Genomic DNA, 14,988 nt, shown 5'->3' with positions numbered 1-14,988 from the left:
TTCGTGGAGGACAAGAACTGTGGACAATGGACGATATGGTTCGCTGACCGAGACCGCCCGGGCACTGCGCGAAGGCCGCACCACGAGCGTCGCGTTGGTCGAGCGGGCCATCGAGGCGGCACGGACGCACGGCGAACTGCTTGGCACGTATGTGACCCGCTTCGACGACGCCGCGCTGGAGGCGGCGCGCCGTGCCGATCGTGAACTCGCCGCCGGGCGTGATCGCGGACCGCTGCACGGCATTCCGTTGGGCGTCAAGGACCTCATCGCCACCAGCGAGGCACCCACCACCGCCCAAAGCCGGGTGCGTGCCGCCGCCGTCGAGCCCGACGCCGCCGTCGTCGCCCGGATCCGCGCCGGTGGTGGCGTGATCTGCGGCAAGACCACGACGATGGAGTTCGGTTGTGGCGTACCGGATCTGTCGGGTCCGTTCCCGGTACCGCGCAACCCGTGGGATACGGACCGTTGGGCGGGCGGGTCGAGTTCGGGCAGCGCGAACGGCGTCGCCGCCGGGTGTTTCGCGGCCGGGATCGGCTCGGACACCGCTGGCAGCATCCGGATGCCAGCGGCGTTTTGCGGCGTGACCGGGTTGATGCCGACCTACGACCGGGTGCCGCGCGCTGGTTGCGTCCCTTTGGCCGACAGCCTGGACAGGCTCGGTCCGATCGCGCGCGACGCCCGCGACTGCGCGGCCGTCATGGAGGTCATCGGTTCGCTGCCGCCGCCCGACTTCGACGCCGACCTCGCCGGTCTGCGTGTCGGCGTGTCCCGTGACTGGACGGCGGCGGGGGACTTGACGGCGGCTTTCGAGTCCGCTGTGGACGTGTGGGAGGGCCTCGGGGTGCGGCTTGTCGACATCGACCTGCCGCTGCTGCCGGAGCTGACCACGGCCGTCATCGTGACCGCCGTCAGTGAGGGTTTCGTGCGACACCAAGCGGACCTGCCCGCACGCTGGCACGACTACCTGCCCACCACCCGCGCCCTGCTGGCCACCGCGACATTCATGTCGGGCGCCGACTACGCGCAGGCCCAACACGTCCGGCGAGCGGCCGGACGCCGACTGCGCGAACTGTTCGGACGCGTGGACGCGATCGTCTCACCGACAGCTTTGATCCCGGCCCCGCTACTGGACACGCTGACCAACGAGTACGGCCAGCAGAACGACGACGCGATCCTTTCCCGCATCAACACTCCCTACTGGAACGGCGTCGCCAACCCGGTGCTGGCCGTTCCCATCGGTTTCGACTCTGCGGGCTTGCCGCTGTCGATGCAGATCGCCGGTGCCTGCGACGACGAGGAAACGATCCTGCGGCTCGGTGCCGCCTACCAAGGCGCCACCGACTGGCATCGGCGCGAGCCCTTCGACACGAACAGGAACGACCATGTCCACAACGGATGAACCTCTGGTGGCCGCGCTGCTGGGCGCACACGATCTACCCGCCGATCCCCGAGAACGTCGGGGATTGACCGCCGTATACCGCGCGCAACGCCCCGCCGTGGCCGCGATGTACACCGTCGCACCGAACACCGACTCACCCCACGACACCCCGGAGGTCGACGATGACCGCACCTGAACCGACCCTGCGCGACCGCGCGATCCTCAGCCTCGCCTGCTGCGGATCCTTCGTGGTCATCCTGGACGCCACGATTGTGTCGGTCGCGCTGCCCGACATCCGATCGGCACTGGACATGACGTCGTCCACACTGCCGTGGGTGGTCAACGCCTACACCCTGGCGTTCGCGGGTTTCCTGCTGCTGGGCGGCCGACTGTCCGACAGATACGGCCAGCGCCGCATGTTCATGCTGGGCATGGTCGTGTTCACCCTGGCGCGGGCCGCCGCCGGACTGGCGGATGCGACCTGGCTGCTGCTGGCCGCCCGCGCCATCCAAGGTCTCGGTGGCGCCCTGCTGATGCCGGTGACCCTGTCACTGTTGACGACCCGGTTCACCACCCCGACCGCCCGCGCCAAAGCCCTCGGCACCTGGAGCGCCGTGGGAGCCGTCGCCGCCGCGTCGGGACCCGTCATCGGCGGCATCCTGACACAGTGGACAGGCTGGCGTTCGGTGTTCCTCATCAGCCTCCCGGTGGGCGTGGCCGCCGTCGTCGCCGGTGCCCGACTGCCTCGCGCCACCGCGCTGCGCGACCGCTCGCGCGTCGACGTCGTGGGCGCCGCGATCGCCACGACCGGGCTGGTTGGAACGGTGTACGCCGTGATGCGAACCGCGACCGTGGGCTGGACCGACGCGACGGTGCTGCTGCCCCTGGCGGGTGGCGTGGCGCTGCTCGGGCTGTTCGGGTGGCATCAGGCCGGGTGGGCCCGCGACCCGTTGGTGCCGCTGGGGATCTTCCGGGCACGCGCGGTCAGCAGCGGCAACACCGTGATGTTCCTGCTGGGCCTGGGGTTCTTCGCCAGCCCGGTCCTGCTGTCACTGTACCTTCAGGACGTTCACGGGTACTCGCCGTTCGGTGCCGGAATGGCGTACTTGCCCATCGGGGTGGCCATGTTCGTCGGCGCCCAGAGCGCGGGGCGGCTGTTGGTGCGGGTCGGTGCGCGACGCGCGTCGGTATGGTGCTGCGGCATCGCCACCGTGGGTTTCGCCGGGGTGGCGGCGGTCGCGGCGGCCCGGCTGGACCAGCCCCTGTGGATGCTGCTGCCCGGCGTGGTGTTCGGGTTCGGCGCGGCGGCGTCGTTCACGCCGGTCACCGTGGTGGCGACCAGCTCGGTCCCGCCGCGGCACAACGGTGTGGCGGCGGGACTGCTCAACACGGTGCGCCAGACCAGTGCCGCGATCGGATTGGGAGCGTTGTCCACTGTCACCGCCGTGGTCGGTGCGACCTGGCACGCGGCGCATCCGCGATCCGACGCGACAGCGGCACTCGCCCACGGTTACACCGCCGCCTTCGCGGCCTCGGCGGGATGCCTGCTGGTGGCGGCGATCGCGGCCGCGTGGGCGATGCCGCGACGGTGACCGGCACGGACCCGTCGCGTCCGGCCGGGTCAGCGCTAACCGAGGTCGACGCTCGCGCGAAACTCCGGGCACCGCTCCGGTGTGGACTGGCGACAGTTGCTCAGCCGGGTCAGGTAGCTGTGCGCCGCGGTCAGCGCCGCCAGCTGTTCCTCCAGTTGGGACAGCTGCTCGGCGATGGTGTCCTGCCAGCCGGGAGCGCCCAGCATCCTGGCGATCTCGGGGATCCCGATCCGGCCGGTGGTGCGCCACATCTTTATCAGCGCGACCCGGTAGAGCTGGTCGGCGTCATAGAAACGCTGACCGGCTTGGCGCCGTGGGGATATCAGTCCCCGGCGCTCCCAGTAGTGCAGCGTCGAGATCGGCACCGCGAAGTGCTCGGACACCGTCCGGATGGGCGTCAGCGGATCGCCTTCGGTCATCACACCTCCCGGCTAGTTAGGGTACCCTAACTAGCCGGGAAGCTGCTGTTCGAGTCCGGCCAGGACCGTGTCGATGACGAAGCGGTAGTAGTGCTCGCCGGTTTCCTCGGCGGTGTCGGTGAACGAGGTGATCACTTCCTTGAGTACGCCGACGCCGGGGCTGTCGGCGCCGACGCGTTCGAAGTCGCGCATGATCGCCGCGTGGTCCCTGGAGCCGTCGTCGGCGTGGACCTTGCGTTCGTCGGCGGCGGCGACGGTGAGCATCGCGCTGTTGAGGATCGCGGTGTAGGCCAGGCCGGTCCGCTCGGCGAACCCGGCCCGTTCCAGGGCGGCGATGCCGTCGTCGATGATCGGGATCAGGTGCTCGAAGGCCGGGCCGTGCATCATCAGCCACATCGCGACCCCCGGGTAGGCGCGCAGTTTCGCCCGCGCCGGGTACAGCAGGGCCCGGAACCAGTCCGGCCAGTCGAGCTCGGGGTCGGGCCGGTCGAACGCGGTGATGACCCGTTCGACGACGCAGCGGCTGAGTTCGTCCTTGCCGCCGATGTGGTGGTAGATCACCGAGGGCGCCACGTCCAGCTTCTTCGCCAGGTCCCGCAGCGACCAGGTGTGCAGCCCCTCTCCCTCGGTCAGGGCCATGGCGGCGTCGACGATTCGCTCGGGGGTGAGCCCGGCCCGGGTGGCGGTGCTCTTGGGTGAATCGGTCAACGCTGCTCCTCGACGCTGTCGGATCGGCTCCGATGGTCGCTCGATGATTCCGGAGCGCGCGTGTTAGGGTCGGCTAAGTTTACTAGAACAGTGTTCTAGTGTGAGTGATGGGAACACCCCTTGGCTTCTTCCACCGACGACCGCGAGGCGCTGATCGACCCCGGCGCGCTCGCCTCCTTCCTCGCTCCGGTGCGCGGCCGCCTCCTCGTCGGCGTCGTGCTGTCGGGCATCTCCGCCGTCGTCGCGCTCTTCCCGTTCGTGGCGGTCGCCGAGATCGGCCGCACCCTCATCGAGGACGGGGGAGCCGAGCGAGCCTGGACCTGGGTCGCCATCGGCATCGCCGCCATCCTGGGGCGGACGCTGCTGTACGGGTCGGCGCTGGCGCTGTGCCACTACGCCGACGCCGACTTCCGGCACCACCTGCGCGTCCGGTTGGTGCGGCACCTGGCGACGCTGCCGCTGGGCTGGTTCGCCGACCACGGCTCCGGCGAGGTCAAGAAGGCCGTCGCCGACGACGTCAAGAACATGCACACGATCGTCGCCCACTACGCCATCGACCTCACCTCGGCGATCGTGGCGCCATTGGCGGCTTTGGTCTACATGTCCACTGTCGATTGGCGTTTCGCCCTGGTGATCGTGGCCTACATCGCCGTGGTGGCCGCGATCGTCGCACCGTCGTCGAAACGCGCCTACCTCACCCACATGGACGACTACAACCGCGCCCAGGGCGAACTGGGAGCCACGGCCGTCGAACTGGTCGACGGCATCGAGGTCGTCAAGACCTTCGGCGAGGGCAGCGGCCTGGCCGACCGGTTCCACCGCAGCGTCGACCGCCTGACCGAGATCGGCCTGTTGTGGACGGCGGCGATGGGTCGACCCTGGACGGTGATGAACCTGCTGTTCTTCCCCGCCACCATGGCCGTGGTGATCTGCGCGGCCGGGTCGGGCATGATCGGGCTCGGCTGGATCGCACCGGTCGAGGTGCTGCCGTTCCTGCTCGTGGGCGTCGGTCTGCCCACCGGTTACCTCCAGATCGGACAGATGGCCAACTCGCTGCGCGAGTCCCGGCTGGCCGCAACGCATCTGGGGCGGCTCATGCGCCTTCCCGGACTGCCCGAACCCGACCGGCCGCAGCACCCGGAAGGCGCCCGCGTCGAACTCGACCGGGTCACGTTCTCCTACCGCGACGGCCATCCCGTCGTCGCCGACGTGTCGCTGACGCTCGAACCCGGCACCGTCACCGCCCTGGTCGGGCCGTCCGGCTCCGGCAAGACCACGCTGGCCCGGCTCATCTCCCGGTTCTGGGACGTCGACTCCGGCAGCGTGCGCGTCGGCGGCGTCGACACCCGCGACCTGCCCTCGGCCGAACTGCTGTCCCGCGTCGCCATCGTCTTCCAGGACGCGGTCGCGCTACGCGAAACCGTCCGCGACAACATAAAGCTCGCCCGCCCCGACGCCACCGACACGCAGATCCGCGCCGCCGCCGAAGCCGCCCAACTGCACCAGCGCATCCTCCAACTGCCCGACGGCTACGACACCGTCCTGGGCGAGAACGGCGCGCACCTGTCCGGCGGCGAACTACAGCGCCTGACCATCGCCCGCGCCTTCCTGCAGGACGCGCCGATCCTGCTGCTCGACGAGGCCACCGCCCACGCCGACCCCGACGCCGAGACCCAGATCCAAGACGCGCTCGCCCGCCTGGGCGCGGGCCGCACCGTCCTGGTCATCGCCCACCGCCTGCACACCGTCACCGGCGCCGACCAGATCGCCGTCCTCGACGCCGGACGCGTCGTCCAACTCGGCCGCCACGACCGGCTGCTGTCCGCCGACGGCCTCTACCGCCGCATGTGGACGGCACAGCACACCACCGAAGGAGCCCGACTGTGATCGCCCGCCTCGACACCATGCTGGGCCGCCGCAGCGGTCTGCGCGCCCTCACCGCCGCCTACGCCGCCACCGGAATCCTGCAGGGCATCGCGCTGGCGTTCCTGCTGCCGCTGCTGCGGCACCTCCTCGACGGCGACGTCGCCGCGGCCCTGCCCTGGCTGGCGGCCGCGGCCGGATGTGCCGCGCTGGCGGCGGTGATCCTGTGGTTCGCCGTGAACTTCTGCTTCCGGGTCGCCGTCGAGCACCTCGGCGACGGACTCCAGCGCGCCGTCGGCGACCGGATCGCGAACCTGCCGCTGGGCTGGTTCGACGGCGGTCGCGCCGGTCAGGTCACCGGCCTGCTGACCGGTTCCGTCGCCCGAGTCACCAGTATCCCCAACGTGTTCCTGCAACAGATGACCATCGCCATCACCACCCCCGCCACGGTGATCGTCGCGACCGCGTTCGTCGACTGGCGCATGGCCCTGGCACTGGCCGCCTCGACGCCGTTCGCGTACGGGGCCTACCGCCTCGCCCAACGCGCCTCCGCCCGCGAACAGGTCGCCGAGACCCGCTCCTACGAGGAGGTCTCGTCGCGGGTCATCGAATTCGCCCAGGCACAACAGGTCCTGCGCGCCTCCGGGCAGGCCCGCGACGGCTGGCGGCGACTGGAGTCCGAACTGGACCGCAACCGCGCCGACACCGTGCGCGTCCTCAACCGGCAACTCGGCCCGATCCTCGGATTCATGGTCACCGTCCAGATCGGACTCGCGTTCAGTGCCATCCTGGGCGTCGGCTTCGCACTGTCGGGCACGCTGGACGCGGCGACGCTGATCGCCGTGCTGGTCATGGCCGTGCGGTTCATCGAACCGCTCGGCGCGTTGGGCGCCTACGGTTCCGCCATCCGGCAGGCCGAACAGGCCGTCGACGACATCGCGTCGGTACTGGAGACCCCGGCCCTGCCCGAACCGGCCAAGCCCCGACTGCCCGCCGACGCCTCGGTGGAACTGCGCGACGTGCGGTTCGGCTACCGCGACCGGCCGGTGCTCGACGGCTTCGACCTGACCGCGGCACCCGGCACCCTGACCGCGCTCGTCGGCCCCTCCGGGGCCGGGAAGTCCACCGTGCTGCGTCTTGTCGCCCGGTTCTGGGACGTCGAGACGGGCAGTGTCCGCGTCGGTGGCGTCGACGTACGCGAGATACCCACCGCGGAACTGATGGCCCGCGTCGGCATGGTCTTCCAGCACGTCTACCTGTTCGACGCCACCCTCATTGACAACGTCCGCGTCGGCCGACCCGACGCCACCGACGCCGAGGTGCGGGCCGCCGCGAACCTGGCCCGCCTCGACGACGTCGCCGCACGGCTGCCCGACGGCTGGGACACCCCGGTCGGCGAAGCGGGGGGACTGCTGTCGGGAGGCGAGCGGCAGCGCGTGTCGATCGCCCGCGCCTTCCTCAAGGACGCGCCGATCCTGCTGGTCGACGAGGCCACCAGCGCCCTCGACGGCGAGAACGAAGCCGCCGTCACCGCCGCACTGTCCGACCTTGCCCGGGACCGGACCGTCTTCGTCGTCGCCCACCGGCTCTCCACAGTCGTCAACGCCGACCGGATCGCCCTCATCGACGACGGCGCGGTCCGCGAACTGGGCACCCACGCGCAACTTCTGGCCGAAGGCGGCCGTTACGCCGCCCTGTGGAACGACCGTCGACGAGCCGCCGGATGGCGGCTGGCCCAACCCGACCACGCCCAGCCGCGCGCCTGATGTCACCTCACGGAGCCCCCATGTCCACAGTCCACCGTTTCGGTCTGTTCGCGCTGCTGTACGGCACGCAGTTCCTCGGCATCGGATTCCTCTACTACGCCATGGTCGCCGTCCTGCGCGACCGCGGCGCCTCACTCGAACAGGTCGGGGCCGTCCAGGGCCTCATCCTGGTGTGGCTGCTGAAGTTCCTGTGGGCGCCGCTGGTCGACCGGCTCGCGCGCCGCGCCCCCGGCGGATACCGGGGCCTGCTGCTGGTCCTGCAACCCGCGCTCGCCGTGGCCACCGCCGCCCTCGCCCTGCTGGACGTGGTCGACGACTTCGGGCTCGTCGTACTCACCGGCCTCGGGATCGCGTTCCTGTCGGCCACACAGGACATCGCCGTGGACGCCCTGGGCGTCCGGCTGCTGCGACCGCGCGAACGCGGCCTCGGCAACGGCATCCAGACCGCGGGATCCTATGTAGGCTTCATTCTGGGCGGCGGTGGCTCCCTGTTCGTCTACGGCGTTTGGGGCTGGCAGGCCACCGCCCTGTTGCTGGCCGCCCTGACCCTGGTGCCATGGCCGTTCCTGCTCACCGCCCGCGGCCTCGACGGGGTCGCGACCCGCGCCCGCATCGGCGTCGCCGACTGGATCTCGTTCTTCCGCACCCCCGCCGTGCGCCGCTGGTCGTTCACCGGCCTGCCGCTGCTGCTGGCGGGCATCGGACTGGGCAGCGCGATCATCACCCCGATGCTCGTCGACGGCGGCTGGTCCACCCAGCGCGTCGGTACCCTGTCGGTCATGCTCGGCGGCGCGGTCTCCATCGCGGTCGCCCTCGGCTGCGGCGTCCTGATCGACCGGATCGGCGAACGGCGGGCCGTCATCGTCTTCGCCGCGCTCCAGGCCGTCGCGTTGGCGGCCATGCTCCCGGTCGCCGCCGCCCCCCACCCCGGCACCGCCGCCGTCCTCATCGCCGTCGTCGGGCTCGGCGCGGGCCAGGTCGGCTTCCTGACCCTCGCGCAGGCCATCGCGATGCGCCTGGCCCGCCGCGAACACGCGGGCAGCGACTTCACCGTGCAGGCCAGCCTCTTCCAGTTCTGGGGCACCGGCATCGGCGCGATCGGGCTCGGCCTGGCCGGACAGCTCGGCTACTCCGGCCTGATCACCGTCGGGCTGCTGTTCACCGCGGCCGGAGTCCCGTTGGCGCTCAAGGCCCACACCACCATCGTGACCGAACCCACCCTTGACCCAGCGATTAGGGACTTAGTATATTCTCTAATTAATGGATCTCGACGTATTCAAGGCCCTGGCCAGCGACAAACGCCTGGCCATCCTGGCCTGGCTCAAGGACCCGGTAGCGCACTTCCGGCCGCAGAAGGACGGCGACCTCGTCGACGACGGCGTGTGCGGAGTCTTCATCGCCGAGAAGCTGGGCATGAGCCAACCGGCGGCGGGGGAGCACCTCAAGCTGCTGGTCCGCGTCGGCCTGCTGCGGTCCAAACGCATCAAACAGTGGACGTTCTACCAGCGCGACGAACAGCGCATCGCCGAAGTCAAACGCACCCTCCAGGAAGACTGGTGACAACAGCCATGAACGATTTCCCCCAGTACGACATCAACTACGAACCCCTGGTCGGCACCCTGACCAAACTCGACGTCGGCGAGGTCATCGCCAAGGTGACCGAACCGTGGTTCAACCAGACGCTGTGCCAGGTCGACGACGCCGTGGTGCGCCTCGGCGTGTTCCAGGGCGAGTACCACTGGCACAAGCACGACAACGAGGACGAGTTCTTCTTCGTCCTCGACGGCGGAATCCGCATCGAACTCGAGGACAACCCCACCGTCGAGTTGGGACCGCGCCAGTGCTTCACCGTCCCCAAGGGCCTGCTGCACCGACCGATCGTGCCCGAGCGCTCGTCCGTCCTCATGATCGAACGCGCTGGCATCGTCGCCACCGGTGACGCGTAGCTAATACTAAGGATATATCGGCATCGAGGCATTCGCCAACGACGCACCCCGAACCCCCGCGACGAGTGGCCTAAGGTTGGCCCGTGGTTGAGCAGACTTCGCGTTCGAAACTCGTCGACGAGCTGGACCTGGCTCCGCATCCCGAGGGTGGCTGGTTCCGGGAGACCTGGGCCGCGCCGGTGGGGTTTGAGCCGGACGGTTATCCGGGCCGTCGGTCCGCGGCGACGGCGATCTACTTCCTGTTGCACCCGGGGGAGGAGTCCCGTTGGCACACGGTGCGTTCGGACGAACTGTGGTTGTGGCACCAGGGCGGGCCGCTGGAGCTGCGGCTGGGCGGTGACGGTGACCGGCCGCTGGCCGACTTCACGCCGGTGACCCTGGGCATGGACGTCGCCGCCGGGCAGCGTCCACAGCAGCTGGTGCCCGGAAACGTGTGGCAGGCAGCGATTCCGCTCGGCGACGAGCCGACGTTGGTGTCGTGTGTGGTCGCTCCCGGTTTCGACATGGCCGACTTCCGGATGATCTGATCCTCGCCGCTACGAGACCGGGGTTGAGGTCCGGTTCTCGTCGGTGGGGCGGGCCGGTTCGGCGCGGATGACGGCGACTCCCGCCGCCGCGGCCCGGTCTTCGAGGTCGTCGGGGGCTTCGGTGTCGGTGATGAGCAGCCAGCCGGGATCGAATCGGGTCCAGGCCGGGGCCGCGGGTTCGCGCAGTTTGGTGGCGTCGGCCAGGACCGTCGTCTGGCGGGCGGCGGCCGCGATGCGTTCCTTTACCGCGGTCTCCTCCAGCGTCGGTTCGCCGATGCCCCGGTGGACGTCGATGGCGTCGGCGCCCATGAAGGCGACGTCGAAGGTGAGCCGGTCGAGGCCGAGTTCGGTGAGCGGTCCGACGAGGCCGTGACTGAGTGGACGGACGCGGCCGCCGAGGATGATCGTGTCCACGAAGGACGCCTCGGTGAGGATCATGGCGGTCTCCAGTCCCCGGGTGACCACGGTGAGGTGACCGAAGTCGGGGCTCTCGACGAGGATCCGGGCCAGGGCCGCGCAGGTGGTGCCCGCGTCGAGAAAGATCGTGCCGTCCGGCGGGACGAGTTCCCTTGCGGCGGCGGCGATCGCGGCCTTGGCGACGGTCTGGACCCGGGCGGAGTCGGTGATGGGGCGTTCGTGGAACGACTCCGGCACCACTGCGCCGCCGTAGGTGCGGGCCACGAGGTGTTCGGCGCCCAGGCGGCTGAGGTCGCGGCGGACGGTCGAGGCCGACACCGACAGGGCCTCGGCCAGGTCCTCGACCCGCGTGGTGCCCTGGCGCAGCAGTGACAGCAGCAGGTCATGGCGTCGCCGGGTGCCACGTCTTACCGAGCGGCGTTCCATGGTCTCCTCCGTCTACTGGCGACCGTAGGTTGAGCGAATCCTTGGTACGTACGGACTGTAGTCGACACCGGCCCGGTAGGCGGACAGCATGGTGCCGTGGTCGGCCTTGCCGGAACCGGCGATGTCGAAGGCGGTGCCGTGGTCGACCGAGGTGCGCAGGATCGGCAGTCCGACGGTGACCGAGATGGTGCCGTTGAAGTCGAAGGTCTTGGCGGCGATGTGCCCCTGGTCGTGGTAGTGGGACAGGACGCCGTCGAAGCGGCCCGACAGTCCCTGGTGGAACACCGAGTCGGCCGGTACCGGGCCGGTCACGTCCAGCCCCTCGGCGCGGGCGTCCTCACAAGCCGGTCCGATATGGACGATCTCCTCGTCGCCGAAGGCGCCGTTCTCGCCGCCGTGCGGGTTGACCGCCGCCACGGCCAGCCGGGGCTTCTCGGTGCCGAACACCGTTAGTGCCGTCAGTGCCTCCCGGATGGAGGCGCCGACCCTGTCGCGGGTGAGCTGGTCGAGGGCTTTGCGCAGGGCCACGTGCCGGGTGGTGAAGAAGATGCGCAGATGGTGGCCGTCGGCGGCCGGGTCGCGGACGACGAACATGGTGTCCTGCCGGGTGACGCCGGTGAGTTCGCCGAGCATCTCGGTGTGTCCCAGGTGGGTGGATCCGCTGGCCCAGATGGCTTCCTTGTTGATGGGGCCGGTGACGATGCCCGCGACCTGTTGGTCCATGGCGGCCTTGGTGGCGACCTCGATGGCGACCACTGCCGCCTTCCCGGCACGGGGGTCCACTGTCCCCCATTCGGGGGCGGCGTCGCCCAGGACGCCGATGTCGTACACGTCGATGGTGCCAGGCCCGGCGGGAGCGACCGAGAAATCGTTTACCACGCGCACGTCCACGTCGAGACCCGCGGCGGCGGCGCCTCGGCGCAGGGCTCCGGCGTCGCCCACGGCGATGCCGTGGTGGCCGTCCTCCCCGGCGACCTCGGCCAGGGTGCGGGCGGTGATCTCGGGGCCGATGCCCACCGGGTCGCCGAGCGTGACGGCGAGTACGGGACGGTTCATGAACTTCCTCCTGGTTCAGTGCGTCCGGTCGTGTGGTCGTGGTGTCCCACCGCCGCCGCGCGGACGCGGCGCCGGTTGGCCTGTACGGTGCGCCGCAGGTGGTCGACGCATTCGACGGTGGTGGCCGGGTCGCCGACCAGGCCGCCCTTGGTGACGATGGGCAGTCCGTCCCAGTCTCCGCCGACGACGGATCCGGCCACCGCCAGTGGGACGAGTTCCTGTTCGACCTCGATGCCGGCGGCGCCCAGTTCGGCGGTCATCGCGGCGGTCACGTCGCCGCCGGTGACGAACAGTCCGCCGACGGCTCGTTCGGCCAGGGCGCGGCGGACGGCTCCGGCCAGCAGCTGGGGGAGTCTGGCGGCGTCGGCGGGGTCGATGTCCACGATGTCACCGTCGTCGAGGGCGGTGGCCAGCAGCACGGTGTCGCCGGAGTCGGCCTGTGCCAGTGCGGCGGCGAGCTGTTTGGCGGTGGGTTCGAGGTCGGGCAGTACCGTGTCGCCGGAATACACCGGACGGACCACGGTCACCGGCCGGGTTTCGCGCAGTCGCGCCAGTTGTTGGCGGGTCAGTGCGGTGGCTGAGCCGGACACAGCCAACAGTGGCGCGGTGTCGTCGTGCCCGGTGAGTCCCTTGGCGCGGGCCAGTTCCACGGCGCCGGGGCCGGGGTCGACGCCGACCCATTCGACCTCGGGTGCCGCGGCGACGGCGGCGTCGGTGACGCGGCGCAGGTGTTCGACGGTGAGGGCGTCGCCGATGATGACCTGGGCGCCAGCGGCCACCCGGGTGGCGACGGCCTTGCGCAGCCGTACCGGGTCGCCGGTGACCAGGGACAGTGGAATGTGGGCGATGCGTAGGGCGGCCTGCTGGGTGAGCAGGTCGGCGACGTCGGAGGTGCGCAACGGGGTGCGGGGGTCGCGCGCCAGTTCGGTGTTCTCCAACCGGACGCCGTCCAGCAGCTGGTTGCCTTCGACGGTTTGGCGTCCGGCCGCCGGGTGCGCGGGCAGGAACAGTGCCACGGTCGGTGTGGCGGTGCGCCGTGCCACCGCGCGCAGGACGGCGGCGGTGGAGGCGCCGAGGTTGCCGCGCAGGGTGGAGTCCACGCGGTTGCACACCAGCCGTACCGGTGGTGCGGCGGCGATGGCGGCCTCGACGCGGGCGGCGGCTTCAGCGGGTGGGGCGTGGCGGGTGTCGGTGCACACCACGACCGCGTCGAAGCGGTTGGTGAACTCGGCGATGACGGTGCCGGGCTGGTCGGCGCCGACGGTGACGGCGCGCAGTCCGGCGCGGGCGAATCCGGCGGCGGTGGCGTTGGCGCCGGTGAGGTCGTCGGCGATGACGAGGATCGCGTGGGGTGGGGTCATAGGACGGCGCTCGCGATCAGCAGCAGTGGGATTGATCCCAGCCACACGGCGGTGGTGATGCCGGACCAGGCGCGTAGCGCGGCGGTGCCGTCGAGGCCGGTGAAGCGGGTGACGACCCAGAAGTAGGAGTCGTTGAAGTAGCTGAACACCATGGAACCAGCACAGCAGGCCATCGCGGCGGCCACGGGCGATATGCCGAGTCCGGCGATGAGGGGTGCGGTGACGGAGGCGGCGGTGATCATGGCGACGGTGCCCGATCCCTGCGCGAGTCGCACGAGGGTGGCGACGAGGAAGGGCACCAGGACGCCGGGCAGGCTCCACGAGGCGATGACCTTGGCGAGTTCGTCGCCGACGCCGGTGCTGCGCAGGACCTGTCCGAATGCGCCGCCCGCGCCGGTGATGAGGATGATGAGTCCGGCGGATGCGGCGGCGTCGGCCAGCCAGCCGCTGACCTTGTCGCGGCGGGTCCAGCGGGGGAGTAGGACGTACACGGCCAGGGCGAGTCCGAGCATGAGTGCGACGACGGGGCTGCCGATGAACGCGAGGATGGCGGCCCAGCGGGAGGGTTCGTAGGCTTCGTCGTCGCCCAGGACGTTCTGGTTGCTCTTGTCGATGGCGGTGCCGACGGTGTTGATGACGATGAGCAGCAGTGGGATCACCAGTGGCAGGCTGGCCAGCCAGGCGTTCATGCGGCGGGGTTTGGCGCCTTCGGGTGGGGTGCCCAGGGGTGATTCGGCAGGTGCCTCGCCGCCGTTGTCCGATGTGGTGCCGCCCGTGCCGCCGCTGGCGACGGTGGCGTAGACCTTTTCGCGCACTTCGGGCAGGACGGACTTCTCCAGTTTCGGGCCGATCCAGCGGGCGTAGACGACCACGATGGGCAGCAGGATGACGCTGAAGACCAGTCCCACCAGGATGATCATGCCGAGGTCGGCGCCGAGGATGCCCGCGACTCCCAGGGGTCCGGGGGTGGGCGGGACCATGTGGTGGGTGAGGGTCATGCCGCAGCCCAGTGCCAGTGCGAGGGTGACGTATCCGGCGCGTTTGCGGCGGGCGATGGAGCGGGCCAGCGGGTTCATGATGACGTAGGCGGAGTCGCAGAACACCGGGATCGACACGACGGCGCCGGTGCTGGCCATGGCCCAGGCTTCGCGGCCGTCGCCGAAGGCGCGGGTGAAGGCGCGGGCCAGTGCGTCGGCGGCGCCGGAGACCTCGAGGATCTTGCCGAGCGCGACTCCCAGGCCGATGACGATGCCGATCGATCCCAGGGTGGTGCCGAAGCCTTCGGTGATGGCGGTGAGGATGTCGGTGGGGGTGGATCCGGCGACGAAGCCGGTGACGAGGCAGGCGACGAGCAGGCCGACGAAGGCGTCGAGTCGGGTGCGCAACACGATGATGACGACGGCGGCGATGCCCAGCAGCAGGGCCGCGAGTAGTTGAAGATCCACGATGATCCTCCTGTGTGGGGTCGCGTGGGGGGAGCACGCTTGGGGGCTGAGCCTGATCATGCATCCCCAACATGCTCAAATCAA

The 14,988-nt window shown here is 70.3% G+C and carries 14 protein-coding genes and 1 pseudogene; 9 read left to right on the top strand and 6 right to left on the bottom strand.

Translation table 11 applies throughout. The features are described 5' to 3' along the window. Positions 1–19 precede the first annotated feature (19 nt). From SNAS_RS16140 to SNAS_RS16135, 3 genes are read left to right on the top strand one after another with little or no spacing between them, the layout of a single operon-like run. A complete protein-coding gene (locus SNAS_RS16140) occupies positions 20–1,399 on the top strand; it encodes an amidase (protein WP_013018515.1) in 1,380 nt (459 codons plus the stop codon). Next, positions 1,383–1,574 carry a hypothetical protein gene (locus SNAS_RS35170; protein WP_013018514.1) on the top strand — a complete coding sequence of 64 codons (192 nt, stop codon included), beginning with the start codon at positions 1,383–1,385 and terminating at the stop codon, positions 1,572–1,574. Before SNAS_RS16140 ends, SNAS_RS35170 begins: the two co-directional genes overlap by 17 nt. Next, a complete protein-coding gene (locus SNAS_RS16135) occupies positions 1,561–2,970 on the top strand; it encodes an MFS transporter (RefSeq protein WP_013018513.1) in 1,410 nt (469 codons plus the stop codon). Before SNAS_RS35170 ends, SNAS_RS16135 begins: the two co-directional genes overlap by 14 nt. A 35-nt stretch (positions 2,971–3,005) precedes the next feature. Here the strand turns inward: SNAS_RS16135 and SNAS_RS16130 are convergent, their stop codons facing one another. Together SNAS_RS16130 and SNAS_RS16125 are read right to left on the bottom strand one after the other, a co-directional pair. Beyond that, positions 3,006–3,389: a helix-turn-helix domain-containing protein gene (locus SNAS_RS16130; protein ID WP_013018512.1), complete on the bottom strand. Its 384-nt coding sequence runs from the start codon at positions 3,387–3,389 to the stop codon at positions 3,006–3,008. A 30-nt stretch (positions 3,390–3,419) separates the two neighbouring features. Further along, complete coding sequence (locus tag SNAS_RS16125; protein WP_013018511.1) at positions 3,420–4,097, bottom strand: TetR/AcrR family transcriptional regulator; 678 nt, start codon at positions 4,095–4,097, stop codon at positions 3,420–3,422. 120 nt (positions 4,098–4,217) lie between these two features. On the opposite strand from SNAS_RS16125, the gene SNAS_RS16120 reads away from it, so the two are divergent. The 6 genes and pseudogenes from SNAS_RS16120 to SNAS_RS16105 all read left to right on the top strand — a co-directional run bounded on the left by SNAS_RS16120 (position 4,218) and on the right by SNAS_RS16105 (position 10,199). Continuing rightward, on the top strand, positions 4,218–5,984 hold the full coding sequence (locus SNAS_RS16120) for an ABC transporter ATP-binding protein (protein WP_013018510.1): 1,767 nt from the start codon (positions 4,218–4,220) through the stop codon (positions 5,982–5,984). Beyond that, positions 5,981–7,726 carry an ABC transporter ATP-binding protein gene (locus SNAS_RS16115; protein ID WP_013018509.1) on the top strand — a complete coding sequence of 582 codons (1,746 nt, stop codon included), beginning with the start codon at positions 5,981–5,983 and terminating at the stop codon, positions 7,724–7,726. Before SNAS_RS16120 ends, SNAS_RS16115 begins: the two co-directional genes overlap by 4 nt. Next, positions 7,684–8,808, top strand: a pseudogene (locus tag SNAS_RS37645) (MFS transporter); the annotation flags it as partial. The gene SNAS_RS16115 and the pseudogene SNAS_RS37645, both read left to right, overlap by 43 nt. A gap of 178 nt (positions 8,809–8,986) precedes the next feature. Continuing rightward, positions 8,987–9,286 (top strand): ArsR/SmtB family transcription factor, encoded by a 300-nt coding sequence (locus tag SNAS_RS37640; RefSeq protein ID WP_169313948.1) that lies wholly within the window; start codon positions 8,987–8,989, stop codon positions 9,284–9,286. Positions 9,287–9,294: 8 nt separating this feature from the next. Beyond that, complete coding sequence (locus SNAS_RS37635; RefSeq protein ID WP_169313947.1) at positions 9,295–9,672, top strand: cupin domain-containing protein; 378 nt, start codon at positions 9,295–9,297, stop codon at positions 9,670–9,672. Between the two features lie 83 nt (positions 9,673–9,755). Then, complete coding sequence (locus tag SNAS_RS16105; protein WP_013018507.1) at positions 9,756–10,199, top strand: cupin domain-containing protein; 444 nt, start codon at positions 9,756–9,758, stop codon at positions 10,197–10,199. A 9-nt stretch (positions 10,200–10,208) separates the two neighbouring features. Here SNAS_RS16105 and SNAS_RS16100 read toward each other — a convergent pair whose 3' ends face one another. The 4 genes from SNAS_RS16100 to SNAS_RS16085 are packed head-to-tail and all read right to left on the bottom strand — an operon-like array spanning position 10,209 to position 14,904. Next, a complete protein-coding gene (locus SNAS_RS16100; RefSeq protein WP_013018506.1) occupies positions 10,209–11,042 on the bottom strand; it encodes a DeoR/GlpR family DNA-binding transcription regulator in 834 nt (277 codons plus the stop codon). Between the two features lie 12 nt (positions 11,043–11,054). Next, positions 11,055–12,098, bottom strand: coding sequence for a 4-hydroxythreonine-4-phosphate dehydrogenase PdxA (gene pdxA / locus SNAS_RS16095; RefSeq protein WP_013018505.1), 1,044 nt, complete (start codon positions 12,096–12,098; stop codon positions 11,055–11,057). Then, positions 12,095–13,459, bottom strand: a complete 1,365-nt coding sequence (locus SNAS_RS16090; RefSeq protein WP_013018504.1) for a four-carbon acid sugar kinase family protein — start codon at positions 13,457–13,459, stop codon at positions 12,095–12,097. The genes pdxA and SNAS_RS16090 overlap by 4 nt, the downstream gene beginning before the upstream one ends. After that, a complete protein-coding gene (locus SNAS_RS16085) occupies positions 13,456–14,904 on the bottom strand; it encodes a GntP family permease (protein ID WP_013018503.1) in 1,449 nt (482 codons plus the stop codon). The genes SNAS_RS16090 and SNAS_RS16085 overlap by 4 nt, the downstream gene beginning before the upstream one ends. Positions 14,905–14,988 lie beyond the last annotated feature (84 nt).

The sequence above is a fragment of the Stackebrandtia nassauensis DSM 44728 genome, from assembly GCF_000024545.1.
Classification (GTDB): domain Bacteria; phylum Actinomycetota; class Actinomycetes; order Mycobacteriales; family Micromonosporaceae; genus Stackebrandtia; species Stackebrandtia nassauensis.
The sequence above is the reverse complement of the archived record's forward strand: the minus strand, read 5'-3'. Positions and strand labels throughout refer to the sequence as shown.

Bases quoted from the DNA above. Each gene is read 5' to 3' on its own strand.
- SNAS_RS35170 (WP_013018514.1), top strand. From the start codon at position 1,383: ATGTCCACAACGGATGAACCTCTGGTGGCCGCGCTGCTGGGCGCACAC.
- SNAS_RS16135 (WP_013018513.1), top strand. From the start codon at position 1,561: ATGACCGCACCTGAACCGACCCTGCGCGACCGCGCGATCCTCAGCCTC.
- SNAS_RS16130 (WP_013018512.1), bottom strand. From the start codon at position 3,389: ATGACCGAAGGCGATCCGCTGACGCCCATCCGGACGGTGTCCGAGCAC.
- SNAS_RS37640 (WP_169313948.1), top strand. From the start codon at position 8,987: ATGGATCTCGACGTATTCAAGGCCCTGGCCAGCGACAAACGCCTGGCC.
- SNAS_RS37635 (WP_169313947.1), top strand. From the start codon at position 9,295: ATGAACGATTTCCCCCAGTACGACATCAACTACGAACCCCTGGTCGGC.
- SNAS_RS16100 (WP_013018506.1), bottom strand. From the start codon at position 11,042: ATGGAACGCCGCTCGGTAAGACGTGGCACCCGGCGACGCCATGACCTG.
- pdxA (WP_013018505.1), bottom strand. From the start codon at position 12,098: ATGAACCGTCCCGTACTCGCCGTCACGCTCGGCGACCCGGTGGGCATC.
- SNAS_RS16090 (WP_013018504.1), bottom strand. From the start codon at position 13,459: ATGACCCCACCCCACGCGATCCTCGTCATCGCCGACGACCTCACCGGC.